Annotated in this window: 20 protein-coding genes; 10 read left to right on the top strand and 10 right to left on the bottom strand. The window is 71.6% G+C overall.

The features are described from left to right. Positions 1–81: 81 nt before the first annotated feature. A complete protein-coding gene (locus ACYVHU_RS18930) occupies positions 82–639 on the bottom strand; it encodes an RNA polymerase sigma factor (protein ID WP_235001081.1) in 558 nt (185 codons plus the stop codon). Between the two features lie 219 nt (positions 640–858). Here ACYVHU_RS18930 and ACYVHU_RS18925 point away from each other — a divergent pair, with 219 nt between their 5' ends. Then, positions 859–1,353: a DUF3145 domain-containing protein gene (locus ACYVHU_RS18925; protein WP_498949150.1), complete on the top strand. Its 495-nt coding sequence runs from the start codon at positions 859–861 to the stop codon at positions 1,351–1,353. A gap of 30 nt (positions 1,354–1,383) precedes the next feature. Here the strand turns inward: ACYVHU_RS18925 and ACYVHU_RS18920 are convergent, their stop codons facing one another. From ACYVHU_RS18920 to ACYVHU_RS18890, 7 genes are all read right to left on the bottom strand, one after another. Further along, a complete protein-coding gene (locus ACYVHU_RS18920; RefSeq protein ID WP_235001080.1) occupies positions 1,384–1,818 on the bottom strand; it encodes a DUF1707 SHOCT-like domain-containing protein in 435 nt (144 codons plus the stop codon). A 98-nt stretch (positions 1,819–1,916) separates the two neighbouring features. Then, on the bottom strand, positions 1,917–2,735 hold the full coding sequence (locus ACYVHU_RS18915; protein ID WP_498949149.1) for an FIG domain-containing protein: 819 nt from the start codon (positions 2,733–2,735) through the stop codon (positions 1,917–1,919). Continuing rightward, on the bottom strand, positions 2,732–3,772 hold the full coding sequence (locus ACYVHU_RS18910) for an ATP-grasp domain-containing protein (protein ID WP_432939470.1): 1,041 nt from the start codon (positions 3,770–3,772) through the stop codon (positions 2,732–2,734). The genes ACYVHU_RS18915 and ACYVHU_RS18910 overlap by 4 nt, the downstream gene beginning before the upstream one ends. Before the next feature lie 189 nt (positions 3,773–3,961). Then, positions 3,962–4,591: an HAD family hydrolase gene (locus ACYVHU_RS18905; protein WP_078762940.1), complete on the bottom strand. Its 630-nt coding sequence runs from the start codon at positions 4,589–4,591 to the stop codon at positions 3,962–3,964. A 106-nt stretch (positions 4,592–4,697) separates the two neighbouring features. Beyond that, positions 4,698–5,234 (bottom strand): YbhB/YbcL family Raf kinase inhibitor-like protein, encoded by a 537-nt coding sequence (locus ACYVHU_RS18900; protein WP_078762939.1) that lies wholly within the window; start codon positions 5,232–5,234, stop codon positions 4,698–4,700. A gap of 52 nt (positions 5,235–5,286) precedes the next feature. Next, the gene (locus ACYVHU_RS18895; protein ID WP_078762938.1) at positions 5,287–6,213 is read right to left on the bottom strand and encodes an oxygenase MpaB family protein; all 927 of its coding nucleotides are present in this window, start codon (positions 6,211–6,213) and stop codon (positions 5,287–5,289) included. A 736-nt stretch (positions 6,214–6,949) separates the two neighbouring features. Then, entirely contained in the window at positions 6,950–8,164 is a 1,215-nt protein-coding gene (locus ACYVHU_RS18890; RefSeq protein ID WP_078762936.1) for an MFS transporter, read from the bottom strand. Positions 8,165–8,355: 191 nt separating this feature from the next. Here ACYVHU_RS18890 and ACYVHU_RS18885 point away from each other — a divergent pair, with 191 nt between their 5' ends. From ACYVHU_RS18885 to ACYVHU_RS18865, 5 genes are all read left to right on the top strand, one after another. Continuing rightward, complete coding sequence (locus tag ACYVHU_RS18885) at positions 8,356–12,099, top strand: nitrate reductase subunit alpha (protein WP_498949147.1); 3,744 nt, start codon at positions 8,356–8,358, stop codon at positions 12,097–12,099. A gap of 146 nt (positions 12,100–12,245) precedes the next feature. Continuing rightward, positions 12,246–13,967, top strand: a complete 1,722-nt coding sequence (narH, locus tag ACYVHU_RS18880; RefSeq protein ID WP_432939480.1) for a nitrate reductase subunit beta — start codon at positions 12,246–12,248, stop codon at positions 13,965–13,967. Next, complete coding sequence (gene narJ / locus ACYVHU_RS18875; RefSeq protein WP_432939483.1) at positions 13,964–14,683, top strand: nitrate reductase molybdenum cofactor assembly chaperone; 720 nt, start codon at positions 13,964–13,966, stop codon at positions 14,681–14,683. The genes narH and narJ overlap by 4 nt, the downstream gene beginning before the upstream one ends. Next, positions 14,680–15,420, top strand: coding sequence for a respiratory nitrate reductase subunit gamma (gene narI, locus ACYVHU_RS18870; protein WP_498949145.1), 741 nt, complete (start codon positions 14,680–14,682; stop codon positions 15,418–15,420). The genes narJ and narI overlap by 4 nt, the downstream gene beginning before the upstream one ends. Before the next feature lie 261 nt (positions 15,421–15,681). Continuing rightward, complete coding sequence (locus ACYVHU_RS18865; RefSeq protein WP_078762932.1) at positions 15,682–17,130, top strand: phytoene desaturase family protein; 1,449 nt, start codon at positions 15,682–15,684, stop codon at positions 17,128–17,130. Positions 17,131–17,182: 52 nt separating this feature from the next. Here ACYVHU_RS18865 and ACYVHU_RS18860 read toward each other — a convergent pair whose 3' ends face one another. Next, positions 17,183–19,120: a serine hydrolase domain-containing protein gene (locus ACYVHU_RS18860; RefSeq protein WP_144390196.1), complete on the bottom strand. Its 1,938-nt coding sequence runs from the start codon at positions 19,118–19,120 to the stop codon at positions 17,183–17,185. 77 nt (positions 19,121–19,197) lie between these two features. Between ACYVHU_RS18860 and ACYVHU_RS18855 the strand changes: the two genes are divergently transcribed. From ACYVHU_RS18855 to ACYVHU_RS18840, 4 genes are all read left to right on the top strand, one after another. After that, the gene (locus ACYVHU_RS18855; protein ID WP_078762930.1) at positions 19,198–19,899 is read left to right on the top strand and encodes a TetR/AcrR family transcriptional regulator; all 702 of its coding nucleotides are present in this window, start codon (positions 19,198–19,200) and stop codon (positions 19,897–19,899) included. 349 nt (positions 19,900–20,248) lie between these two features. Beyond that, the gene (locus ACYVHU_RS18850) at positions 20,249–21,736 is read left to right on the top strand and encodes a class I adenylate-forming enzyme family protein (RefSeq protein ID WP_144390195.1); all 1,488 of its coding nucleotides are present in this window, start codon (positions 20,249–20,251) and stop codon (positions 21,734–21,736) included. Between the two features lie 83 nt (positions 21,737–21,819). After that, positions 21,820–22,764 carry a cucumopine synthase-related protein gene (locus tag ACYVHU_RS18845; RefSeq protein WP_078762928.1) on the top strand — a complete coding sequence of 315 codons (945 nt, stop codon included), beginning with the start codon at positions 21,820–21,822 and terminating at the stop codon, positions 22,762–22,764. Next, positions 22,761–24,470 (top strand): pyridoxal phosphate-dependent decarboxylase family protein, encoded by a 1,710-nt coding sequence (locus ACYVHU_RS18840; protein WP_498949144.1) that lies wholly within the window; start codon positions 22,761–22,763, stop codon positions 24,468–24,470. The genes ACYVHU_RS18845 and ACYVHU_RS18840 overlap by 4 nt, the downstream gene beginning before the upstream one ends. Positions 24,471–24,716: 246 nt before the next feature. Here ACYVHU_RS18840 and ACYVHU_RS18835 read toward each other — a convergent pair whose 3' ends face one another. Next, entirely contained in the window at positions 24,717–25,571 is an 855-nt protein-coding gene (locus ACYVHU_RS18835) for an SDR family oxidoreductase (protein ID WP_078762926.1), read from the bottom strand. Positions 25,572–25,587 lie beyond the last annotated feature (16 nt).

Below are 25,587 nucleotides of genomic sequence, written 5' to 3'. Positions count from 1 at the left end.
TCTTCCTTCCTGTGGACTCTGGTGCGCCGGTGGCGGGGGCCGCGCCCGCGTCCGCCGCCGCGCGCTGCCGGGGGCGCGGGGTCAGCCGTCCTCGCGGAGCAGACGTTGCAACCGGCGGCGGGTCCGCCGTCGGACGGTGCGCAGCCGGTCCAGGGGGACGCCCGTCACCCGGGACACCTCCTCGGCGGGCAGGTCGGGTTCGGTGACGGCCAACAGCGCCACGAGCCGGTCCGGCAGGTCCAGCCGGGCGATGGCGGCCCGGACACCGTGCGCCCCTTCGGCGGCGATGTGCAGCGACTCGGGGCTGCGGTGGTCGGGCTCGTCGAACAGGCCCGGATCATGGGGTGCGGTCCGCCGTAGGCGCTTCAGCTGGAGACGGCACTCGTTGTGCGCCGTCGTGGCCAGCCAGGCGCCGATGCTCGAGGGGTCGCGCAACCGGGAGAGATGCTGGGTGAGCGCGCACAGGACCGTCTGCGCGACGTCCTGGGCGTCGTGGTGGGAGAGGGGGTAGGACCTGATGACCACCCACAACCGGCCCGAGTAGCGCTCCAGCAGCCTCTCCCAGGCCTCGCGGTCCCCGTTCGCGGCCCGTTCCACCAGTTCCACGACGAACGCCGCTCCACCGGGCTGGTCACCCACCCGCACCCCCAGTAAAATCGCACATCCGGCAACGCGCGGGGCAACACGCTAACCGCTCACCGTGGCCGGCGCGTGGTTACCGCTGTTTTCGGCCGACGGAGACCCTGGTGCTGCTGATGCCCATGGGGCACAATAGAGTGAGGAGACTACCTATCACGGACATCTCCTCCGCGGATACGAGGGCGTCGGGGAAGCGCACTCGTTCGTATAGGAGGTTCGGTGTCCGCACGTGGCGTCTTGTACGTCCACTCCGCGTCGGCGGCGCTGTGCCCACACGTCGAGTGGGCGGTCGCCGGTGTAGTCGGCGTGCCTGTCAAACTCGACTGGGAGGCCCAGCCCGCGGCTCCCGGGTCCTACCGCGCCGAACTCAACTGGCAGGGTGCCCCGGGAACGTCCGGTGCCATCGCCTCGGCTCTCAACGGCTGGCAACGGCTGCGTTTCGAGATCACCGAGGAGGCCACCCCCGGATGTGACGGGGTGCGCTACAGCTACACCCCCACACTCGGCGTCTTCACGGCGGTGATCAGCGCCTCGGGCGAGGTCCTCGTTCCCGAAGCGCGGTTGCGCAACGCGATGGAGCGGGCGGCGGTCCAGCAGGTCGACCTCGCCGAGGAGCTCGACCGTCTCACCGGGCGGGCCTGGGACGACGAGCTGGAGCCCTTCCGCTACGCGGGCGACGGCGCCCCCGTCCGCTGGCTGCACGCCGCGGGGTGAGGGCCGGACGGCGGCGGAGGGAGGAACGGGCTAATCGGGCCACACCGCCGCGGCGATCAGGATCGCGGCCCAGATCCCCAGGGGGACCAGGGGCCAAAACGGCAGCATCACGCCGCCGATGAGGCTGGTCACGCCCCAGATGCCGGTCATGATGATCGCCCCGCCCAACCACCAGCGCCACTCGTCGACCCAATCCCTCCAGGGAGACGAGGAGCAGGACGGACGGCTCGAACCCGGCACGGCCGCGGGCGGGTTCGAGACGGCGGGGCGTGGTTCGGGCAGGTCGGCGACCAGCTTGCTGAGATCTCCCATGACCACCGCGCGCATGGCGAGATCGAGGCGGCGGTTGTACTCCGCCAGGTCCAGCCGACCCTCGGTGTAGGCGGTTCCCAGACGCGCGGCGACGAGGTCGCGATCCTCGTCCGAAGCGCGCATGAGCCGTTCCGGGAGACGCTCCTCCTCCATCGCCCACCCCCTCCCTGGCACGTGAAGCCGATGGGGAGATTTCACGATACGCCGTGGCGACGCGGGTGAAAACCTCCAACGGTTGACCTGCGAGTTCCTCAGTCGTCGGTCGCCCGCTGACACCAGTCCGCCACGGTGTCCGCGGTGACGGGATCGGCCGCCGCGATCAACCCGGTGTGTTCGAACCCGTCACGGTAGCCGAACGGAGTGCCGTCCAGCCGGAGCAGCGCGCCCCCGGTCTCCCGCAACAGCAGTTCCGGGGCGGCCACGTCCCAATCGCGCACGGGGACGTCCTTGACGAACAGGTGCGCCGACCCCTCGGCGATCTTGCACAGCTTCAGCGAGATGCTGCCGCACTCAAGGTAACCGCGGTACCCGAAGCGGTCACGCACCCTGCGTGCGATGCCCTGTGGTTCGGCGGTGTTGTCGGTCAGGACGCCGACCCCCGGAGGCGCCGAGCGGCAGGGCGGCAGGGGACGCCCGTTGGCGTGGGCGCCCAACCCGCGCACCGCCGTGTACATCACGTCCACCTCGGGCGCGTAGACCGCGGCCAGGACCGGATCGGTCCCGGCCAGCAGGGCGGCCTGCGTGACATACCCCGGAAAACCGTGCGCGTAGCTCGCCGTCCCATCGATCGGATCGATCAGCCAGTAGCGCTCCGGACGGGAGGCGAGCAGCGAATCCGGGTCCTCCTCGCTGAGGACGGGCAGACCCGGGGTGAGCGCGCGCAACCGGCGGGCCAGGGCGTCATGGGCCAGCGCGTCGGCCCGCGCCTTGAACTGCTGCCCCTCCCAGGAACCGTCGGTGTTGCGCGGATCGGTGCGCCACTCCCGCAGCAGGACCCCCACCTCCAGCATGAGGCGGGCCAGTTCGTCCACGAGCACCGGGGCCGGCTGCTCCAGCGGACCGACGCTCATCGCTCTGCCTGCATGATCGGGCCGATGTAGTCGGGGGAGATCCGCGTGGGCTCGAAGCCGTGCGAACCGAACGTCGCCGTGTCCACGAACTCGTCGGCCCAGCGCCGCACCATCACCAGCCCCTCACGCCAGGTGTCCGACAGGGCGGAGGCATCGCCCAGGGCCTGACGCAACAGCCCGCCGATCTCGTCGACCCCGGAGGCGATGGTCAGCGGAGCGGTCGAGGAGAAACGCGGGTTGATCTCGAAGATCCGCGGCAGGCCCGAGGAGTCGAGCGCGAGCTGGACGTTGAACGGGCCGTCCGCCCGCAGGACCCGCTGTACCTCGCGGCAGACCTCGGACACGCGCTCGTCGCGCCGGGTGACGGCGAACTTGGTGACGCCGCGCTTGAGGATCACCTCCTTGGAGACCACGGCCTGGACGCGCCCGTCGCGCCACACCACCACCGAGACCGTGTACTCCGGTCCGGTGATGCGCTCCTGGATGATGAGGTCGCCCGCGGAGTAGGGGCCGTCGTTGATGAGCCGGCGCACCTCGGCGGCGGATCCGCACACGGCGACACCGCGGCTGCCGCGCCCCGAACGGGGTTTGACCACGACGGGAAACTCCAGGTCGTCGGTCCACTCGGTGGCCGTGCGCGTCGCGGGTATCGGGATGCCGGCGGCCTCCAGCCGTTCCATCAGCACCAGCTTGTCCAGGCAGGTGGAGATGAAGTCCCGTCGTGGGGCGAGGACCGCGACGCCCTCGTCCTCCAGCTCGGTGACGGTGATCAGCTCCTCGTCCACGAGCGGGATGAGGGCGGCGGCGTTCTCCTTGAGGCAGATGCCGCGGATCTCGGGAAGGTAGTCGTCGGTGTCTCCCGGTGGGACGAGGTAACCCCGATCCGACAGGTACAGACCCGGTGCCGAGGGATCGATATCGGTGGCGACGACCCGATAGCCCTGGCGCCGCAGGTGCAGGATGGTTCCGGACGTGGGAGCCGAACCCGCGGTCGTGACGACGATGGTCGGCTGTTCGGAGCGCTCTTCAACGGACACCGGGGAACCTTTCCGATCGGTACGGGCGGTGAGCGGTGACCGGCTCGGATCCGCGCCGAAGAGCAGATCCGCCAGAGCCGATGATCTCCCTTCCCCGAGGGTAAGCCCCTGCTCAGCGCACTCCGAGGGGCTGGCCGGTTCCGGTTTCCAAGACAACCGGTCGGCCCGCTCGCGCGTGCGCCCCTCGGCTCAGAAGGTTCCGATTCGATCGATGAGGAAGGACTCCAGGTCGGTGATGCCGCCGAAGTGGTGTGCGTCGATGCCGATTCGCTTGGCCGCTAGCACGTTCTCCTCGCGGTCGTCGATGAACGCGACCTCCGCGGGATCGGCGTCGAGGTCGGCGAGGACGCGATGGTAGACCTCCGGATCCGGCTTGCACATGCCGAGATCGCAGCTGAAGAACAGGGCGTCGAAACGTTCCAGCAGGGGGGAGGCGCGCAGCGCACCGGCGATGTCGGAGGGGGCGTTGGACAACAGCGCGAGCCGGACCCCGCGGTCGGCGAGCCGGTGGATCAGCGCCACACTGGGCGGGAAGGCGTACAGCCAGCCACCGACGTCGGTCGCCCACAGCTCCTGGCGGCGCGCCGCGTCCCAGTCGGCGCCGATCCGGGCGGCGACCCGGTCCCAGTACTCCGCGGAGGACAGGCCGGCGTCATAGGGCCGCCGTTCGGCCCAGTAGGCCGCCCAGAAGTCCTCGGCCGTGGCGCCACTGAGGCGCTCCAACGCGGACCGGACCTCGGGCGGGGGCGGAACGGAAATGACCTCGCCGTAGTCGAACAGCACCGTGGTGATGGAGCCGTCTTCGGCCGGGACGCCCATATGATCTCCTGCCTCGTCCAAGGGTGGGGCGGGACCAGCTTAGGGCGCCGTGTCCGGACGGCAGGGGGAGGGACCCGTCGGGACGGGAACCCTCCCCGCGACGGCCTCAGGACTGTTCGTAGACCGGGGTCACGATCGCCCGGCCGAGGGTGTGGAAGAAGAGGTTGAAGCCGAGATAGGCGGGCGTGGCGGTCTCGTCGATGCCCAGCGACTCGACGTCGAGCGCGTGCACCGCGAAGAAGTACCGGTGCGGGCCGTGGCCGGCCGGCGGCGCGGCACCGATGTAGCGCCTGCTCCCGGCGTCGTTGCGCAGCGTGATCGCGCTCTCGGGCAGACCGGCGCGGTCCTCGCCGCCGGCGCCCGCGGGCAGCTCCGTGACCCCCACGGGGATGTCGCAGACCGCCCAGTGCCAAAAACCGCTGCCCGTCGGCGCGTCGGGGTCGAAGCAGGTGACGGCGAAGCTCTTGGTGCCCTCGGGGAAACCGCTCCACGTCAGATGGGGGGAGACGTCCTCGCCTCCGGCCCCCATGATCCCGCTGACCTGGGCCTTGGGCAGGGTCGTTCCGTCGGAGACGTCCGTGCTGGTCACGGTGAACGACGGAACCTCAGGTAGGAAGTCGTACGGGGATGGCGCCTTGGCCACGAAATACCTCCCGATCGGGTGAGTGCGTCCGCTGCTCGGTCCTACCCCACGATTATCGTGTGACGCCCCTGTCGCGTGGGACCCGGGCGGTGCGGCCGCGACGAGGACGGGACGCGGCGCCCAACGCGCGAGGGGAACGGAGACGTCGCCCGGTGACGGCCGGCGGGCGACGCCGACCGCTGGGGCGGACGTAGAGACGGTTGCGCGCGATCTGACGGCGCATGTCCCACAGGCACAGGTCCTTGGGGAGGTGACGGAGCGCGCGTGGCAGCCGGGGGTAGACCACACGGGTCACATAGACGAGCCGGTCGAACCGCCGTTGCTGGGTCGCCCCCCACTCCAGGCCGAGGGCGTCGCGGATCCGGGGTGGCAGCAGGCCCGCGGCGAGGAAGCGCTGTGCCCGCGCGGCGGCGCGGAGCAGCGGGTTCGGCGGGTTGAACAGGGAACGGGTGATGTGCCGCGCGGCGTCGGTGACCTCGACCGTGTCGACCGTGTGCCGCCAGTACTCGGTGAAGGCGTCGAGGTCCTTGGGCCAGTGCTCGGCCGGACAGCCCAGCGCCGTCGCGAAGATCGACGCCTGCGCGCAGGCGACCTCCTTCTCCGCGGCGGAGAGGGGACCCACGAGTAGTTCGTACATCCGCAGCGAGCCCTCATAGAGGGTGGCGGCCACCCACACCTGGAGGTCGGGGTCGAGGGCCCGGTAGCCGTCGCCGTTGACCCGGACGTGCCGGGCGCGGACGATCCGGGAGACGCGTTCGGCCTCGTCGGCCGTTCCGAAGACCGTGCCGTAGACGAAGGTGAGCGTTCCCCGGAGCCGGTCCAGGGGGCGTTCGGCGAAGTCGCTGTGCTCGTGTACGCCCCGCCCGACGGACGGGTGCGCCACCTGGAGCAGGATCGCGTATCCCGCCGCGCCCAGGACGGCGGCCTCGCGGTTGATCTGGAGGAGAGGGGAGTCGTCGGGGAAGAGTCCTGCGCCCATGTGACAAGGGTAAAGGGGAGTTGGGGAAACCATTGACGGGTTTCGACCTCCCTGTTAAGGAGGACTGATCCGGTGGTGGCGGACGCGCGCCTGTTCCCCGGTCGGGCGATCGCCCGTGGGAGACGGCGAAGTGGCGTGGCCGCGAGCCGAACCAACGCGGATGGGCGTGGCCGCGAGCGTCCCCGCCACGGGGCCCGCGAGACGTTCGCCACGCAGAACGGCCGCCTCCCCCACACCGGCCGCGGCCCCTCGTCGACCCTCTTCCGCAGGGCGGCAGAGGGCGGGCCCCGGCCACCGGGGCCGGCACGCCGGCCTCGTCCGAAGAGGCGGGGGTCTCGCCCACGCTCCGACGCGGTTGTGGCGGGCCGTCCCCGGATCGCTCCTCCCAGCGGCGGCCATCGTCCGGCGCGGCATCGGCGAGGAGGCCGGGGCCTCCTGGAGGACCGCGGCCGCCTCCCCGTCCACGTCGACATGCACACCGCCGTCCACGGAGCCGCCCGCGCCGGGGCAGGTCGTGGAGAGCGCGTCCCGTGGCCGGCGAAGGCCGGACGGTGGGATCGGGAGGACGGCCCCCACCTGGCTGGGGCGCTCACGGAGGAGGCAGGAGGCCGTTGCCCAGCGCGCCCGTCACCTCGGTGACGCCATCGGCCGAATCCGCGCGCGGTCCGGAGACCACGGAGCCCTCTCGGGGGTGCCGAGAGGGCTCCGATCCTGGGACGTCGCCTGAGGCGAGGGGTCAGGTGTTCCCCACCTCGACACGGCGGAAGGTCCGGGCGGTGTAGACGGCGGTGGCGAGGGCGACGGCGGCCAAGAGGGCGAAACCGATGGTGTAGGCACCGGTGGCCTGGTAGACGACGCCCATGACCAGGGGCGGGAAGTAACCGCCGAGGCCGCCGGCGGCGCCGACGAGGCCGGTGACGGTGCCGACCTGGGTGGAGGGGACCAGGCGGGGCAGCAGCGCGAAGATGCCACCGGTGCCCAGCCCCAGGACGAAGGCGGTGAGGACGAAGGCGATGCCGGCGGGCAGCTCGGCCGGTGGGTGCAGGGCCAAGACGATGGCGAGCAGGGCGGTGCCGACGAAGGAGACGAGGCAGACGCGGACGGGGCCGATGCGGTCGGCGAGGACGCCGCCGAGCGGCCGGGCGGCGACGGCGGCGATGGAGAAACCGGCGGTGCGCAGGCCGGCGTCGGTCTGGGCGAAGTGGTAGGCCGTCTGCAGGAGGGTGGGCAGGTAGGTGGAGAAGGCGACGAAGCCGCCGAAGGCGAGGGCGTAGAGGGCGGAGGTCTGCCAGGTGGCGGGGAGACGGAGGGCGTCCTTGAGACGGGGGGTGAGGGGAGCGGTGTTGGGGGTCCAGGTGGGAGCGTCGCGGGCGAAGAGATAGGTGGCCAGGGCGGTGAGGGCGAGCAGGGCGGCGATGAGCAGGTGGGTGGCGGTGGTGCCGAGCGTGTTGGCGAGATGGGGGGTGAGGAAGGCGGAGACGGCGGTGCCGCCCATCCCGGCGCCGAAGACCCCGGTGGCGTAACCGCGGCGGTGGGGCGGGTGCCAGGCGTTGACGAAGGGGATGCCGATGGCGAAGGTCGTGCCGGCGATGCCGAGGAGAAGTCCCCAGGTGAGCAGCAGGGGATAGGAGGTGATGGGCAGGGCGAGGAGGAGGACGGGAACGATGCTGACGAGGGTGGTGGCGGTGAACATCACGCGTCCGCCGTAGCGGTCGGTGAGAGCCCCGACGGGGATGCGGCCGAGGGAGCCGACCAGGACGGGGATGGCGATGAGGAGGGAGGTCTGGGTGGGGGAGAGGTCCAGACGCCGGGTGTAGGTGCCGGCGAGGGGGCCGATGAGGTTCCAGGCCCAGAAGGTGATGGCGAAAGCCAGCGTCGCCACCGCCAGATTGCCCCCGGCAGAACCCCGCCGATAGACGGGGTTCTTCGTTTCCCGTGACTTCCTCGGCATCGGTAACCCCCTAAGTAATCGGTCGAGGCTTACTCTAGACCTGTATTCGCGAGGGAAGTGATCACCCCCCAAATGCGAGTCTCCGTGTTCGGGGAGTAGTTTGTGAGCGAGACCGGTCGTCTTCTTCTTTGAGAACTGCTTGCGGCCTGTTTATCGTTGCCTTCCGTCTGCCGAGAAACGGGGAAAGCCTTATGCGTGGAACCGGTAAAGAACCAGGACAGAGCGGTGATCCTGCGGATCTTCTGCTCAAGGCCGGGGTTTATCTGACAAGGTCGAAGTCATCAAGGGACCTTCGGGCCGTTTTTAAGGACGGAGGTCGCGAGGGTGACGTTTTCTATCGTGATCGATGGAGCCATGACAAGGTCGTGCGGTCGACGCATGGGGTGAATTGCACGGGGTCGTGTTCGTGGAATGTATATGTGAAGGACGGGATTATCACGTGGGAGACGCAGGCCACGGATTATCCGTCGGTGGGGCCGGACCGCCCGGAGTATGAGCCGCGGGGGTGCCCGCGGGGGGCGGCGTTCTCCTGGTACACGTACTCGCCGACGCGGGTGCGCTATCCGTATGCGCGCGGGGTGCTGGTGGAGATGTTCCGGGAGGCGCGGGCGCGGTCGGGGGACCCGGTGGCGGCGTGGGCGGAGATCACGGCCGATCCGGTACGGCGCCGGCGCTACCAGGGGGCGCGGGGCAAGGGGGGACTGGTCCGGGTCTCCTGGGAGGAGGCCGTGGAGATGGTGGCGGCGGCCCATGTGCACACGATCCGGGAGTTCGGTCCGGACCGGGTGGCGGGGTTCTCACCGATTCCGGCGATGTCGCAGGTGTCGCAGGGGGTGGGGGCGCGGTTCGTGAACCTGCTGGGCGGGTCGATGTTGTCGTTCTATGACTGGTACGCGGATCTGCCGGTGGCGTCGCCGCAGGTGTTCGGGGACCAGACGGACGTGCCGGAGTCGGGCGACTGGTGGGACGCGGCCTATCTGGTGGTGTGGGGGTCCAACGTGCCGGTGACGCGCACGCCGGATGCGCACTGGATGGCCGAGGCGCGGTATCGGGGGCAGAAGGTCGTGGTGGTGTCGCCGGATTACAGCGACGCGTCGAAGTTCGCCGACGAGTGGCTGGCGCCACATCCGGGGACCGACGGGGCGCTGGCGATGGCGATGGGGCACGTGGTGCTGCGGGAGCGGTTCGTGGAGAAGCGGACCCCGGCATTCGAGTCGTATGTGAAGAAGTACACCGACCTGCCGTTCCTGGTGGCCCTGGACGAGCAGGACGGGAGGTGGGTGCCCGGACGGTTCGTGACGGCGGCGGATGTGGAAGGGGTGGCCGGGGCGCTGCCCGGGGACCCGGACGGGACGTGGAAGCCGGTGTTCGTGGACGAGGCGTCGGGGGAGGTGGTGGCGCCGAACGGGACGTTGGGACACCGGTGGGGGGAGGCCGGGCGGGGGCGGTGGAATCTGGACCTGCAGGGACGGGACCCACTGCTGAGCTTCCATGGCCGGGAGGGGGCCGAGGCGGTGGAGGTGCTCCTCCCCCGATTCGACCTCGACGAGGCCGACGAGACCACGGGCGCGTCGACACCGCCGGGAGCCGGGCGGGTCATCGCCCGGGGCGTCCCGATCCGCCGGATCGGCGGAAAAGCGGTGACCACGGTGTTCGATCTGCTGCTGGCCCAGTACGGGGTGGGGCGCGCGGGGCTGCCGGGGGAGTGGCCACGGGACTACGACGACGCCTCGCTGCCCTACACGCCGGCGTGGCAGGAGGAGATCACCTCGGTTCCGGCGGCCACGGCGGTGCGGATCGCGCGGGAGTTCGCCGACACGGCCGAGCGGTCGGGCGGGCGGGCGATGATCATCCTGGGCGCCGGGGTGAACCAGTGGTTCCACGGCGACACGATGTATCGGGCGTTCCTCACGTTGCTGCTGCTGACCGGCTGTCAGGGGGTGAACGGAGGAGGGTGGGCGCACTACGTGGGCCAGGAGAAGTGCCGCACCCACACCGGCTGGGCCACCTATGCCGCGGCCTCCGACTGGACCCGGCCGCCGCGCTTCATGCCGGGCACGGCCTACTGGTACATGCACACCGACCAGTGGCGTTACGACGCCTATGACGCCGACGCCCTGACCGCGCCGACCGGGCCGGGCAGGCTCGCGGGCAGGCACACCGCCGATCTGGTGGCGGCCTCGGCGTGGATGGGCTGGATGCCCTCCTACCCCACCTTCGACCGCAACCCCATCGAGCTCGGGAAGGAGGCCAAGGCCGCGGGACGCGATCCCGCCGAGTACGTGGTGGACCAGCTCGGTTCCGGGAAACTGCGGTTCGCGGCGGAGGACCCGGACGCGCCGGAGAACTGGCCGCGGGTGTTGACGGTGTGGCGGGCGAACCTGCTGGGATCCTCGGCCAAGGGCAACGAGTACTTCCTGCGGCACCTGCTGGGCGCGGATTCGGCGGTGCAGGGGGCCGAGGCGGGACCGGGGTCACGGCCCTCGGAAGTGGTGTGGCGGGACGAGGCGCCCCAGGGCAAGTTGGACCTGCTGGTCTCGTTGGACTTCCGGATGACCAGCACGACGCTGTTGTCCGACGTCGTGCTGCCGGCGGCGACCTGGTACGAGAAGTACGACCTGTCGACCACGGACATGCACCCGTTCGTGCACGCGTTCGCCCCGGCGATCGACCCGCCCTGGCAGGCGCGCACCGACTTCGACGCCTTCCACGCGATCGCCAAGCGGTTCAGCGAGCTGGCGGAGCGGCATCTGGGCGTGGTGACCGATGTGGTGGCGGTGCCGCCCCAGCACGACACCCCGGGCGAGCTGGCCCAACCCGGCGGAACCGCCCCCGACTGGAAACGGGACGGGCAGATCCCCGTTCCCGGCCGGACCATGCCCGACCTGATCCCGGTCGAGCGCGACTACCCGGCCGTCGCGGAGAAGATGGCGGCCGTCGGCCCATTGGCCGAGACCAAGGGGCTCCCGGTGAAGGGGGTGTCGTTCACCCCCGACAAGGAGATCGCCTGGCTGGGGCAGCGCAACGGCGTCGTCAGCGGTGGTGTCGCCGATGGGCGCCCGCTGCTGGACACCGACGTCAAGGTGTGCGAAATGATCCTGGCGTTGTCGGGGACGAGCAACGGCCGGCTGGCGTCGCAGGGGTTCGAGCGGCTGGCCGAGCGCACCGGGACCGACCTGTCGGAGTTGATCGAGGGCGGACGGGAGCGGAGGGTGGTGTTCGCCGACACCCGGACCCGGCCCACGCCGGTGGGGGCCAGTCCGGAGTGGTCGGGCAAGGAGGCGGTGGATCGGCGATACGCGCCGTTCACCATCAACGTCGAGCACGACAAGCCGTGGCACACCCTGACCGGACGCCAGCACTTCTACCTGGACCACGAGTGGATGCGCGAGTTCGGTGAGGTGCTGCCGGTGTACCGGCCGCCGTTGGACGCCCACCGGCTGTTCGGGGAGCCGGAGCTGGGGCCGCGGGGGCAGCGCGAGGTGACGGTGCGCTACCTGACCCCGCATTCGAAGTGGTCGATCCATTCGGAGTACCAGGACAACCTGTTGATGCTGACGTTGTCACGGGGCGGGCCGACGATCTGGATGAGCCCGGCCGACGCCGAGGTGATCGGGGCCCGTGACAACGACTGGGTCGAGGCGGTCAACCGCAACGGGGTGGTCGCGGCCCGTCTCGTGGTCTCCCACCGCATGCCCGCCGGAACCGTCTACATGTACCACGCCCAGGAACGGCTGGTCGCGGTGCCGAAGACCGAGACGACCGGCCGGCGCGGCGGCATCCACAACTCCCTCACCCGCCTCCTCGTCAAACCGACCCATCTCATCGGCGGCTACGCCCAGTTCGCCTACGGGTTCAACTACATCGGCCCCACCGGCAATCAGCGCGACGAAGTGACGGTCGTGCGTAAGCGGGTCGCCGAGGTGAGGTACTGACGCCGGTCCGGAGCAGACCAGAGCGGCGGTCGGAAAGAGGGCACGGGGCGCGACGGTGACACGCGGTCGGTGTGTCGCCGATCCACGGCACGGCCGTGTGGCGGGATGCCGGCCGACCACGAACGAGCTGACGAGGTGAGGAGACGATGGAGATTCGCGATGGCGCGGGGCGGCCGATCGGGCGGGTGATGGCCCAGGTCGCGATGGTGATGAATCTGGACAAGTGCATCGGGTGCCACACGTGTTCGGTGACGTGCAAGCAGGCGTGGACCAACCGCAGTGGTGTGGAGTACGTGTGGTTCAACAACGTGGAGACCCGGCCCGGGCAGGGCTATCCGCGCCAGTACGAGGATCAGGAGCGGTGGCGGGGCGGGTGGCGGCGCACGGGGTCGGGCCGACTGGTGCCCAGAGCGGGGGGCCGGTTGCGCAAGCTGGCCACGATCTTCGCCAATCCGTTGATGCCGTCGATTCAGGACTACTACGAGCCGTGGACCTACGACTACGAGAACCTGATCGTGGCACCGTTGGGCGATGACATGCCGGTGGCCCGGCCGCGGTCGTTGATCAGCGGCGAGCCGATGAACATCGAGTGGAGCGCCAACTGGGACGACAACCTCGGCGGTGGGCCGGAGGTGGCGGGCGGGGACCCGTTGGCGCGGCGGTTGGGGGAGAAGGTGCGGTTCTCCTTCGAGGAGTCCTTCATGTTCTACCTGCCGCGGATCTGTGAGCACTGCCTGAATCCGTCGTGTGTGGCCTCGTGTCCCAGTGGGGCGCTGTACAAGCGCAGCGAGGACGGCATCGTCCTAGTCGATCAGGACCGGTGCCGAGGGTGGCGGATGTGCGTGACGGGCTGTCCGTACAAGAAGGTGTACTTCAACCACAAGACCGGCAAGGCCGAGAAGTGCACGTTGTGTTATCCGCGGGTGGAGGTGGGGCTGCCCACGGTCTGCTCGGAGACGTGCGTGGGCCGGCTGCGGTATTTGGGCGTGGTGCTCTATGACGCCGAGCGGGTCGGACAGGCCGCGGCGGTGGCCGACGAGCGGGATCTGTACCCGGCGCAGCTGGACGTGATGTTGGACCCAGAGGACGAGGGGGTGCGCGCGGCGGCGCGGCGGGACGGGATCGCGGAGCGGTGGGTGGAGTCGGCGCGGCGCTCACCGGTGTACACGTTGGCGGCGCGGTACCGGGTGGCGCTGCCGTTGCACCCGGAGTATCGGACGTTGCCGATGGTGTGGTACGTGCCGCCGTTGTCACCGGTGGTGGACGCGCTGGTGGAGACCGGCCACGACGGGGAGGCGGCCGGAAACCTGTTCGGGGCGATCGAGGCGTTGCGGATCCCGGTGGAGTACCTGGCCGAGCTGTTCACGGCGGGGGACGTGGAGCCGGTGGTGGGCGCGTTGCGGCGGTTGGCGGCGATGCGGTCGCACATGCGGCGGGTGAACCTCGGGGAGCCGGTGGACGAGGGGATCGCGGAGGCGGTGGGGATGCGGACCGCCGAGATCGAGGCGATGTACCGGCTGTTGGCGGTGGCCAAGTACGACGAGCGGTATGTGATTCCGACGGCCTACGGGGTGGACGAGGCGGATCGCGGGGTGATCGAGGAGGTCGGGTGCAGCCTGGACTTCGAGGGAGGCCCAGGAATGGGGGGAATGGGCGGCGCGGCGCCGTGGGGAGAAGCGTCGGGGCGTGCGCGTCCGGCGACGGTGGAGAACTTCCACGCGCTGCGTGTCCGCCAATCCGGTGAGAAACCGTCGGGATCGGCGAAACGGGTGAACCTGCTGAACTGGGACGGCAGGGGCCGCCCCGAAGGACTCTTCCCCAAGAAACGCAAGGACGGCGCCGAAGCGGCCGAGGAGGGGACGGAATGAGAAGGGTGAGGGGCCGCGCCAAGAGGGCCGAGAAGGAACGGGCCATCGGGACGGCGCGGGACACGGCGGTCCTGCGCCAGGCGGCGTCGCTGCTGCTGGCCTACCCCGACGCCGACTTCCGCGAGCGGCTGCCGCTGGTCGAACAGGGACTGCGGGCGCTGCCCGGGAGCCAGGCGCGCGATGCGCTGCTCGGCCTGTGCCGTCACACCGCCACGGAGTCCCCGCTGGATCTGGGGATGCACTACGTCGAGGCGTTCGACATGCGCGGGAAACGGACCCCGCACATGACCTTCTACCTCGACGGCGACACCCGCCGGCGGGGGCACACGCTCGCGGCGATCAAGGAGATCTACACCGGATGCGGCTGGGAGCTCTCCCCGCGTGAGCTGCCCGACCACCTCGCCGTGATCCTGGAGTTCGCCGCCCGCGGCGACGCCGAATGGGGCGAGACCCTGTTGCACTACTTCCGGCCCGGACTGGACCTGCTGGGCGCCGCCCTGCACGAGTACGCCACCCCCTACGCGGCCGTCCTCGACGCGGTCCGCGCCACCCTGCCGCCACCCGGCCCCGAGCAGGAGGAGGCCGTTCGCAGGCTGGCCCGCCTCGGCCCGCCCGCCGAGGCGGTCGGTCTCGACGGCTACGGCGGGCCCGTCGACCTCGGCATGCCGGGCGTCGGGTCCCCGGTGAACAGCGGAATCCTCGGGGGTGCGCGATGACCTGGCTGGACTACGCCCTGTGGGGAGTGCTGCCCTACCTGGTGCTCCTCGTCCTGGTCGGCGGGACCGTGTGGCGTTACCGCTACGACCGGTTCGGTTGGACCACGCGCTCCTCGCAGCTGTACGAGTCGCGGCTGCTGCGGATCGCCAGCCCGATGTTCCACTTCGGCCTGCTCGTCGTGATCGTCGGCCACGTGATCGGCCTGCTCATCCCCAAGAGCTGGACCGAGGCGGTCGGCATCCCCGAGTCCGCCTACCACCTCACGGCGCTGTCGCTGGGCATCGTCGCCGGGGTGTGCACCCTGGGCGGCATCGCGCTGCTGATCTGGCGGCGCCGCACCACCGGACCGGTGTTCAGCGCCACCACCGTCAACGACAAGATCATGTACCTGGTGCTGACCATGGCCATCGTCGCGGGGCTGGCCACCACCCTGCTGTCGGCCGGGGCCGATCTGACCGGCGGCCACGGCCACGACTACCGCGAGACCGTGTCGGTGTGGTTCCGCAGCATCTGGATCCTGCAACCCGACGTGGCGGCCATGGCGGCGTCGACCTTCGCCTTCAAACTCCACGTGGTGATCGGCCTGGCCCTGTTCACGCTCTTCCCGTTCACCCGGCTGGTGCACGCCTTCACCGCGCCGGTGGGCTACCTCTTCCGGCCCTACGTCGTCTACCGGGCCAGGGACCCGCGTTCCACCACCCGGACCTCCCGTCCGATCCGCCGGGGCTGGGGGTGAGGAAGGCTCCCGGGCCCCTGACGGGATGAACCCGATGACGGCCCTCACCGGCGCGAGTGGGCTCGGGCCGGTGAGGGGCGGTCGGACACCGGGCGCGCCGGGGCCCTCCCCTCCGCGGGCGGGGGCGTCCATACTCTGAGGGGAGCGATACGAGGCGCGCCGGTCCGCGGAGGCGACCCCGTGGAGCCGTCCGGCCCCTCGCCTCGGTGCCCACCCGCGTCGGCGCCGGGCCGGGGCTCACACCCGGCGGGAGGGGGCGAGATGGGAGACATCGACGCGGTGGTCGTGGGGACCGGTCCCAACGGTCTCGCCGCGGCGGTGACGCTCGCCCGGGCCGGACTCAAGGTCGAGCTGTACGAACGGCACGACGTGATCGGCGGGGGACTGCGCACCGTCCCGCTCTTCGACTCCGACGTCGTGCACGACGTGTGCGCCGCGGTCCACCCGATGGCCGCGGCCTCACGCTTCTTCCGGGAGTTCGACCTGGTCGCGCGCGGGGTGGACCTGCTCCGGCCGGCCGTCTCCTACGCCCACCCCCTGCCCCACGGGCGCGCGGCGCTCGCGGCGGCCGACCTGGACGCCACCTGCGCCGGGCTGGGCGAGGACGCCCGGCGCTGGCGCCGTCTCATGGCGCCGCTCGTCGCGCGCAGCGGGGCCGTGGTCGACCTCCTCCTCTCGGACCTGAGGCGCCTGCCCGCCGACCCGGTCGCCGCCCTCTCCTTCGCCCGCCGCGTCCTCCAACACGGTCGGGGAACCGGCCCCTTCGTCACGGACGGCGCCAGGGCCCTCCTCGCCGGGGTCGCGGGGCACGTGGTCGGTGCCCTGCCGTCGCTGCCGGGCGCCGCCGTCGCCCTCCTCCTGGGGCACCTGGCGCACACCGATGCCGGATGGCCCCTGCCCCGGGGAGGGAGCGGAGTCATCGCCGAGGCGCTCGCCGCCGACATCACCGCGCACGGCGGTGTCCTGCGCACCGGCCACGAGATCAGGGACCTCGGCGACCTGCCGCCGGCGCGCTCGGTGCTCCTCGACGTCGCCCCGCGGGGGTTCCTGCGCCTCGCGGGCGACCGGCTCCCTCCCCGCTACCGCAGGGCACTGCGCCGCTTCCGCTACGCCCCGGGTGTGGCCAAGGCGGACTTCCTCGTCAGCGAGCCCATCCCCTGGACGGCCCGGGAGGTCGCCGGGGCGGGCACCGTGCACCTGGGCGGCACGCAGGAGCAGGTCTTCCGCGTCGAGACGGCGACCGCGCGCGGCCGGCGGACCGACGAGCCGTTCGTTCTCCTCGTCGATCCCGCGGTCACCGACCCGAGCCGGGCCTCGGGGGGCAGACGCCCGGTGTGGGCCTACGCCCACGTGCCCAACGGGGACACCCGGGATCCGGTCGACATGATCCGCCGGCGGATCGAGACCTACGCCCCCGGGTTCAGCGACACGATCATCGCCTCACGAGGGGTCTCCGCCGCGGAGATGGAGGCGTACAACCCCAACTACGTCGGCGGGGACATCGCGTCCGGGGCGATGACCCTGCGCCAGGCCCTCATACGGCCCACGCCGAGGATCGATCCCTACCGGACGCCGTTGCCGGGGGTGTACCTCTGTTCGGCCTCGGTCCCTCCCGGCCCCGGCGTGCACGCAATGTCGGGATACCTCGCCGCGCTGTCGGCGCTCCGCAACGACCACGGCGTGACCGTCCCCCCGTCCCTGTCCCCCTGACCGCCTCGCCGGGGCCGCCGCCGCGCCTTGGACGGCCACGATGGGACGCGGGTCAGGAGGGAAGCGCCCAGGTGAGCAGTGTGAGCTGGGCGATGGCCCCGGCCAGGAACGCGGCCACGGCCGCGACGCGCCGAGGCGCCCCGGCCCCGCGCCAGCGGACGACGACCGTCACCGCCCAGCCGACGCCGACGGCGAGGCCGGCCGCCGTCGCGAGCCGCAGGACCCATACCGCCGCTCCGCCGGCCGGCACCCACGCGCCGCCGGTGACGAGGGGGGACAGCGCCATCATGGGCGCGGCGACCGCCACACCCACCGCGAGGAGGACCCAGGCCAGGCCCAGGCGGCGGGACGCGCGGGCCGCCGTGCCACGGCGTCCGCGCGCCCGCGCGCGCACGACGGCGCACACGGCGGCGACGGAGAGCACGAGCACACCGGCCAGGGCGGTCACGGTGAACCCCCGACGGGCCCACCACGGTGCCGGGGCCAGCGTCTGTTCGAGCATCTTGCGGTCGCCGCGGAGCAGGAACACCGCGCCGTCGGCCGAACGGACGCCCGCGATGCAGCCGTGGGGGTCGCACCAGCGACCGGGCGCCGCGGGGGCGAACCGCCGTTCCCCGAGGAGCAGATCCTCCCCGTCCCGGGTGACGGTCACCTGACCCGTCAGGCTGCGCAGCGCGAGTTCGGGCCCGCGGCCCGCGAAGAGACGCTCGTGGAAGGTGCCGACCGGGACCGCGGGGGCGAGGTCACCGGCCCAGGGCGGCACCACCGTGGGGCGTCCCGCCTGCGGCTCCGGGGCCGCCGCGACCCGGCCGGTGGCCACCGCCCACCTGGCGACGGCGTCCACGACGGCGGGGGCGAAGGGCATGGCGTCCGCGGTGTCGGAGGTGACGGCCGCGAAGACGCCGAGTCCGGCCTCGGGCAGCAGGGCGAGCCAGGCGACGCCGTTCCCACCGGCGTGCTCGAGTACGCGGACCCCCTCCCGCCACGTCTCGAAGAAGACCTGGGTGTGGCCGTCACCACCGTGCGCCGGGCGGACGGCGGTGGTCGTGGCCTCGGCGACGACCTCGGGGGAGAGCCGCCCGTTGTCGGCGAGGAGGGCGTGCAGCAATGCGGCGGCGTCGCGGGTGGACCAGGTCAGTGACGCGGAGGGGGCCTCGTGCACGGCCGGCCAGGGCGAGGCGGTCCAACCGGTGTCGTCGGGCGCGGTCAGCACGACGTCGCCGTCGGCCGGTTCCGTCGCGCCGAATCCGGCGTCTCGGGCGCCCACCGGCTCCAGCACGTGTTCCCTCGCGGCCTGGTCGAAGGGCCGGCCCGTGGCCTGCTCGATGGCGGCGCCGATCAGGGTGTAACCCTGGAGGGGGGAGTAGTGGAGCCCGACGTCGGCGGGGTGGCGCAGGGTCGGGGGATGCTCGTCCAGCCACGATCGCAGGGAGCGCGCGACCTGGTTCGCGTCGTCGGGCGGATCGGGGTGGAGGAGCAGGGGCTCCTCCAGGCCGGAGTGGTGGGTGAGCAGGTGTCTCCCGGTCACCGGGGTGCGCGCGGCCGGGGCGCGGCGGTCGCGAAGCGTGACCCCTGCGAGGGAGCCGATCTCGGCGTCGAGGTCGAGGGAACCTTGATGGTGCAGGGACAACGCGGTCAGCGCGGTCACGACCTTGGACACGGACGCGACCGGTGTGCGCGAGTCGACCGTCAGCGGGACGCCGCGCATGGGATCGGCCTGGCCCCGCGCGTCGAGCACCAGCGGGCCGTCCGCGTCGACGACGGCGATCATCGCCCCGGGGGTGGTGTGTCCCACGTGTCCGCGCGCCAGGTCGTCGATCAGTTCCTCCAGGGCGGCGCGGTCCTCCGGTCCCGTCGTCGCCGGCGGGTGCGCGTGGCCTCCCCCTTGCGCGGTGGCGGCGTTCGCGTCGCCGGCCGCTCCACCGAGCACGCTTCCGCAGACGAGCGCGACGCACAGGACGCCGAGCGCCACGTCACGTGTTCGAGGCACGGCTCCCCCTGCTATGTAATACGGGCGTGTTGGAAAGAAGCTAACACAGCTGTACTGCTAAACGGTATGGAGGACTCATGCCGCACAGGGTCGACCACGACGCCCGAAGGAGCCGGCTCGTCGAGGCGGCGATGCGCGTCGTCGCAACGGACGGCTTCGCCGCGGTCTCCGTGCGCCGGGTCGCGGCCGAGGCCGGCCACTCTCCCGGCTCGCTCAGATACTTCTTCCCCACCCAGGAGTCGCTCATCGAAGCCGCGCTCGCCCACGTCACCGAACTCGCGGCCGAGCGACTGGTCGGGCGGATCGTCGCGTTCGAGAACGCCGACGCCGGCCGCGTGGTCGACGCGGCGTGCGCGCTGATCGAGGAGCTGCTCCCCCTCGACGAGACGCGCCGCGCCGAGTGGCGCATCTACGGAGCGCTCAGCGAGCCCTCTGTCGCGACGAGCGCACTCGCCCGTTGGCGGAAGGCGGGCTGGGCCGGCACGCGCCACCAGTGCCGGCGCGTCGTGCGCGGCCTCACCGGGGGCGGCGTCAACGGCGCCGCCGCGCGCGTAGCCGACCCGCCGCCGGACGCCGAGGCGATCCTGGCCGCAGCCGAGCGACTCGCGGCGTCGCCGGACGACACCGTCGAGCAGCGCGCCGCCGGACTGCACGCCCTCATCGACGGGCTCGGAGCGCAACTCGTCCAGTTCCCCGACATGGTCACGGAGCGGGCCGCGCGGGCGACGGTGCGCCGGGCCGTCACCGACCTCGCCCGGGTCCTCTCCCCGGACCTCTAGGGGGTGTGCCGTCCACCGGCGTGCTCGCCCCGCGGACCGGTCCCGCGACGCTCCCGGCGTCGCCGTCCTCGTGAGGGGAACCGGCGGAGGTCCGCCCCGCTTGACGCGCACGGGCTGACTTGGACGTCCAGGGAGGAGCGCCATCGAAGCCGTGGAAGGGCCGTCGGCGGACCTCGCGGCCGTTCCCGGACGTCTCGTTTTCCCTATTCAGGCGGGGTATCTGAGGAGTCGGGGCGGTCGTGGCGACATCCGCCCCGGGAAGCCTCCATCGACCGATGTGACGCTTTGTGTTCACGTGCGCGCGCGGCGTGGTAAGAATTCGCTGGGCACATCGGGGAGGAGGTGACGGGTGGGATACGCGCGACGGGTCATGGACGGGATCGGCGAGGTGGCCGTGACCGGGGCCGGCGGCTCCGTCACCGGGGCACGGCTGCGGCATCAGGTCCGCCTGCTGGCCCACGCCCTCACCGAGGCCGGGATCCCTCCGGGACGCGGGGTGGCCTGCCTCCACGCGAACACCTGGCGGGCGATAGCGCTGAGGCTGGCGGTCCAGGCCATCGGCTGTCACTACGTGGGCCTGCGTCCGACGGCGGCCGTCACCGAACAGGCCAGGGCGATCGCCGCGGCGGACAGCGCCGCCCTCGTGTTCGAGCCCTCGGTCGAGGCGAGGGCCGCCGACCTGCTGGAACGTGTGTCGGTGCCCGTGGTCCTCTCCCTGGGGCCGACCTCACGCGGGCGAGACATCCTGGCGGCCTCCGTCCCCGAGGGGACACCGCTCCGTTACCGGGAGCACCCCGAGGGGATCGCCGTGGTGGCGTTCACCAGCGGCACCACCGGGACGCCCAAGGGGGTCGCCCACAGCAGCACGGCCATGTCCGCCTGCGTGGACGCCGCCGTCTCCATGTACGGCAGGGGGCCGTGGCGTTTCCTGATCCCCATCCCGCTGTCGGACCTGGGCGGTGAACTCGCGCAGTGCACGCTCGCCACCGGCGGCACCGTGGTGCTGCTGGAGGAATTCCAGCCCGACGCCGTCCTGGAGGCGATCGAGCGTGAACGGGCCACCCATGTCTTCCTCGCGCCGAACTGGCTCTACCAGCTCGCCGAACACCCGGCGCTGCCGCGCAGCGACCTGTCCAGCCTCCGCAGGGTCGTCTACGGTGGGGCGCCGGCCGTCCCCTCGCGTGTCGCGGCGGCCCGCGAGCGGATGGGCGCGGTCCTGATGCAGAACTACGGCACGCAGGAGGCCGCCTTCATCGCGGCGCTCACACCGGACGACCACGCGCGCCGCGAGCTGTTGACGGCGGTGGGCCGGCCCCTGCCGCACGTCGAGGTCGAGATCCGCGACGACAGCGGGGGCACGTTGCCACGGGGCGCGGTCGGCGAGGTCTGGGTGCGGTCCCCCATGACGATGAGCGGGTACTGGCGCGACCCCGAACGCACCGCGCAGGTACTGAGCGGCGGCTGGCTGCGCACCGGAGACGTCGGGACGTTCGACGAAGACGGCCATCTCCACCTGACCGACCGCCTCCAGGACATCATCATCGTCGAGGCCTACAACGTCTACTCACGCCGGGTCGAGCACGTGCTCACCGAGCACCCCGACGTTCGCGCCGCGGCCGTCGTCGGGGTCCCCGATCCCGACAGCGGGGAGGCCGTCTGCGCGGCCGTGGTGGTCGCCGATGGCGCCGACCCCGATCCCGAACACCTGCGCGCCCTGGTCCGCGACCACCTCGGAGACCTCCATGTCCCCCGACGGGTGGAATTCGTGCGGAGCATCCCCGTCACCCCGGCGGGCAAGCCGGACAAGGTCAAGGTACGAACCTGGTTCACCGACTGAGCGGCCCGAGAAGTCCCGCGGGCGACGTCCGCCCCCGCCCCAACCGACGCACGCCTTCATCCGACGAGCATAAGGAGACAACGGTGAGGCAGATCGAAATCGAATGGGTCCAGCCGGGCATCACGGTCACGGCCGACCTGAGCTGGGAACGCAACCCGGAGCTGGCCGAACTGCTGTGGACGGGGCTTCTCCCCTACAACAGCCTGCAAAACCACGCCCTGGTCTCCGGCAACCACCTCTACCACCTCATCGCCGACCCCCGGCTCGTCTACACCGAGGCCCGTTATAAGGAGGACCGCACGAAGTCCCCCGACGGCACGGTCTTCCTGTCCCAACTCCAGCACCTGGCGGTCAAGTACGGGCCGCTGACCGAGTACCTGCCGGCCGCGCCCGTCGGCTCGGTCGTCCCCGAGGACATCGACGCCCTGCGCGAGGCCGGCCGGGCGTGCTGGAAGGCCGCGTGGGAGACCAAGCAGCCCATCGAGGTCAGGGTGCGCCGCAAGGGCGAGGCGGTGACCGACTTCGCGCTGCCGCGCACGCCGCCCGTCGACCATCCCGGCGTGCAGAAACTGGTCGAGGAGATCCAGGACGAGACCGAGCGGGTGTGGATCACCCCGCCCGCCGAGATCGTGGACATGCACCAGGGACGGATCGCGAGCCGGGCCGGAAGCTACGACCAGTACTTCTCCACCCTGGTGTTCCTCAACGGAGAGGTGCGGCCGCTCGGCTACTGCGCCCTGAACGGGCTCCTCAAGATCTGCCGGACCACCGACCTCACCCTGAACGACCTGAAGCGGATCACCCCCACCTTCATCAAGACCCCGGCGGAGTTCCTGGGGTACACGGGCCTGGACACGTTGTGGAGGTTCACCCAGCAGGTGCTGACGCTCCTGCCCGACGTGGAGACCCGGGAACAGTACTTCGCCCTGGTCAACGCCCTCGCCCTGTACGCGAACATGCTCAACACCTGGAACCTCCACTTCTTCCCGTGGCAGCACGGCACCGACTACCGCTATCTGGACGCATGACCGACAGGGAACCGGTGGGGCCGGCCGGGCCGTACGCGGCGGTGCTGGAGGACATGCGGCGCAGGATGTTGCGTCCCGACGAGCAGAACCGCGACGAACTGCGCGAGCGGATCGGCGTCCTGTTCTCCGGCCTCCCCCGCGACACGCCGGCCGACGACTCCTGGCTCGGTACGGCGACCCCGGACTACGGCTGGTTACGGGCGTTCGAGCACATACCGCGGACCGGCGCGGATCGCGATCTGGTGCTCGGCGCGGTCGCGGCGGCCCTCAACGGGCAGTTGCGCCAGCACTCGCTGGGCACCTTCTTCAACCTGATGCCGCTGCCGCTGCTCGACGCGGTGGCGGCGGCGGCCGTGACCGATCTCTACAGCCCCAACGCCCTGTGGGACCTGGTCAGTTCCGGTGTGCTCGACGTCGAACGGCAGATCGTCCGGCAGCTCGCCGGGCTGGCCGGCTGGCGGCCCGAGCTGGCCGGGGGCACGTTCTCCTTCGGGGGCAAGGCCGGGCTGATCTACGCGATCCGCCTGGGGCTGAACCGCTGCCGGCCGGAGGCATCACGGCGGGGGCTGGCCGGGGGACCGGCCCCGGTGGTGATCACCACCGGCCACAACCACGACAGCGTGGAGATGGCCTGCTCGCTCCTTGGGCTGGGGACCGAGGCGTGCCTGCGCGTCCCCGTGGCCCCGGGGCGGGCGGTGTCGCCCCGGGCGGTCGAGGAGACGGTCGCCGGGCTGGTGGCGCGGGGGGTTCCGATCGCCTGCGTGGTGCTGTCGGGCGGCAACATCCTGCACAACGCGATGGACCCGGTCCACGAGGTCGCCGACGCGCTGACCCGGACCTGTCGAGGGCTGCCCTACCGGCCCTATCTCCACTTCGACACCGCGTTCGGCTGGCCGTGGCTGTTCTTCGGGGACTACGACTTCGCCGGCAACCCCCTCGGTATCGAGGAGGGCGTGCTGGCCCGCATCGAACAGTCCACGCGCCTGGTCACCGGGGTCGAGGCCGCCGACTCGATGACCGCGGACTTCCACAAGATCGGTTTCTGCCCCTACTCCTCCAGCGTCTTCCTCGCCAAGGAGGACGCCGAGCTGCGATCGCTCCACGGCGAAACGACGACCCCGCGCGAGGGGGCGTGGGGGGACACCCTCGTGCTCCACCACACCATCGAACACTCCCGCAGCGGGGCGGGGATCCTCGCCGCCTGGGTGGCCCTGCAAAGCGTCGGCCGGACCGGTTTCCAGGTCTATCTCGCCCACATGATCGCCATCTCCGACGTCTTCCGGTCCCTCCTGCCGGGCGGGGGGTATGAGCTGCTCAACCCGTGGGCGACCGGTCCCACGGCCGTGTACTGGCCCGTGCCGCCAGGGGGGCCGGACCGCTTCGCCGACCTGCGCGGCGGCGACTCGTCGCCGCTCATCGAGCGCGCGAACCGCTACACCCACGCCCTGTACCGGCGGCTGGCCGGCCTCGACGGGAAGGCCGGCGCGAGCAGGATCACGTTGGGGCTCCTCCCCACCTACGAGCGGAGCGCCCGAGGAGAACCGATCGCGGCACTGCGGCTGCTTCCCACCTCGCTCCACCACGACCATTCCCGCACCGCGGAACTGGCCGGACGCATGGTCGAGGTGAAGAAGGAACTCGACAAGACGGTCGAGCGCGGTTCGGGGTGGCTTCCCGACGCCCGTCTCTATCCGGTTCCGGAGTGAACCTGCGGCGCGGGGCGGGTCCGGGCCGGACACGAGGGGTTTCCGCCGGTGTCGGACGTACCGGGCCGGCGGCGACCTCGCGAACACCCAAGGCGTGTACGGGGAACCCGTGAAGCGCCGCGGGTGGCCGAGCGCGGGTTCCGCCCGCCCTCGGCCGGCGCGTACCCGTCTCGTTCCCGCAGGCGGTTCGAATCGGATGCGGTGATAGATCAATGGGTCCTTTCCCATGGGGAGCGGCCTGGACGTTCAGGTCTGGGCGAACATGGCGGCGTGGTCGCGGGCGAAGTCGGTGATGTCGCGCGCGGGCCTTCCGGTGAGGTCGGTGACGCAGGAGTACACCTCCGCGGCTTCACCGCGGGCGTAGTGGGCGTAGTCCTCGACGAGGCCGTCGAGCTGCCATGGCGGCATGAGCCCGGTCAGCGCGGCGGCGAACTGTTCGTCGGGCACCTCCTGGAAGGTGATCTCCCGCCCGGTGGCGGTGGAGAGCGCCTGGGCGATCTGGCCGTGGGTCACGGCGCGGGGCCCGGTCAACGTGTAGGTGCGGCCGGTGTGCCCCGACGTGGTCAGCACGACCGCGGCGGTCTCCGCGATGTCCCTGGTGTCGATGACGCTGACGGCGGCGTCGCCGATGGGCGCGGCGAACCAGCCCTGTGCGATGGTGCCGGCGAAACCGAGCAGCGCCTGCATGTAGAGGTTGGGGCGCAGCACGGTGTGGTCGAGGCCGAGTCGCCGCACGTGCGCCTCGACTTCGGCGTGCCAGCGCAGGAACCGCACCGGCGAGTCGACGCGCGCCGCGTACTGCGAGAGCAGCACGAGCCGGCTGACGCCGGCGTCGCGGGCCAGGTCGGCGAACCGGATCTGTAGCGCCGCGGCGTCCTGCGCCGAGGGGCTGTTGAGGAAGACCGCGTCGACGCCCTGCACAGCGGTGGCGACCGCCCGCGGGTCGTTCAGGTCGGCGACGACGTTCTCGACGCCGGGGACGGCGCGGCCGGCGTCGCGGACCATGGCGCGGACGGTGGCGCCGCGGGCGCGTAGGGCGGGGACCAGGGCGGATCCCACGGTTCCGGTCGCTCCGGTCACGAGTACGGTGGGCGTGTTCATCGGTGTGTCCTTTCCT

Source organism: Marinactinospora endophytica, assembly GCF_054780875.1.
The sequence above is the reverse complement of the archived record's forward strand: the minus strand, read 5'-3'. Positions and strand labels throughout refer to the sequence as shown.

Coding starts and splice junctions, on each gene's coding strand:
- ACYVHU_RS18920 (WP_235001080.1), bottom strand. CDS start 1,818: ATGGAGGAGGAGCGTCTCCCGGAACGGCTCATGCGCGCTTCGGACGAG.
- ACYVHU_RS18915 (WP_498949149.1), bottom strand. CDS start 2,735: ATGAGCGTCGGTCCGCTGGAGCAGCCGGCCCCGGTGCTCGTGGACGAA.
- ACYVHU_RS18905 (WP_078762940.1), bottom strand. CDS start 4,591: ATGGGCGTCCCGGCCGAAGACGGCTCCATCACCACGGTGCTGTTCGAC.
- ACYVHU_RS18895 (WP_078762938.1), bottom strand. CDS start 6,213: ATGGGCGCAGGACTCTTCCCCGACGACTCCCCTCTCCTCCAGATCAAC.
- ACYVHU_RS18890 (WP_078762936.1), bottom strand. CDS start 8,164: ATGCCGAGGAAGTCACGGGAAACGAAGAACCCCGTCTATCGGCGGGGT.
- ACYVHU_RS18885 (WP_498949147.1), top strand. CDS start 8,356: ATGCGTGGAACCGGTAAAGAACCAGGACAGAGCGGTGATCCTGCGGAT.
- narH (WP_432939480.1), top strand. CDS start 12,246: ATGGAGATTCGCGATGGCGCGGGGCGGCCGATCGGGCGGGTGATGGCC.
- narJ (WP_432939483.1), top strand. CDS start 13,964: ATGAGAAGGGTGAGGGGCCGCGCCAAGAGGGCCGAGAAGGAACGGGCC.
- narI (WP_498949145.1), top strand. CDS start 14,680: ATGACCTGGCTGGACTACGCCCTGTGGGGAGTGCTGCCCTACCTGGTG.
- ACYVHU_RS18865 (WP_078762932.1), top strand. CDS start 15,682: ATGGGAGACATCGACGCGGTGGTCGTGGGGACCGGTCCCAACGGTCTC.
- ACYVHU_RS18855 (WP_078762930.1), top strand. CDS start 19,198: ATGCCGCACAGGGTCGACCACGACGCCCGAAGGAGCCGGCTCGTCGAG.
- ACYVHU_RS18840 (WP_498949144.1), top strand. CDS start 22,761: ATGACCGACAGGGAACCGGTGGGGCCGGCCGGGCCGTACGCGGCGGTG.
- ACYVHU_RS18835 (WP_078762926.1), bottom strand. CDS start 25,571: ATGAACACGCCCACCGTACTCGTGACCGGAGCGACCGGAACCGTGGGA.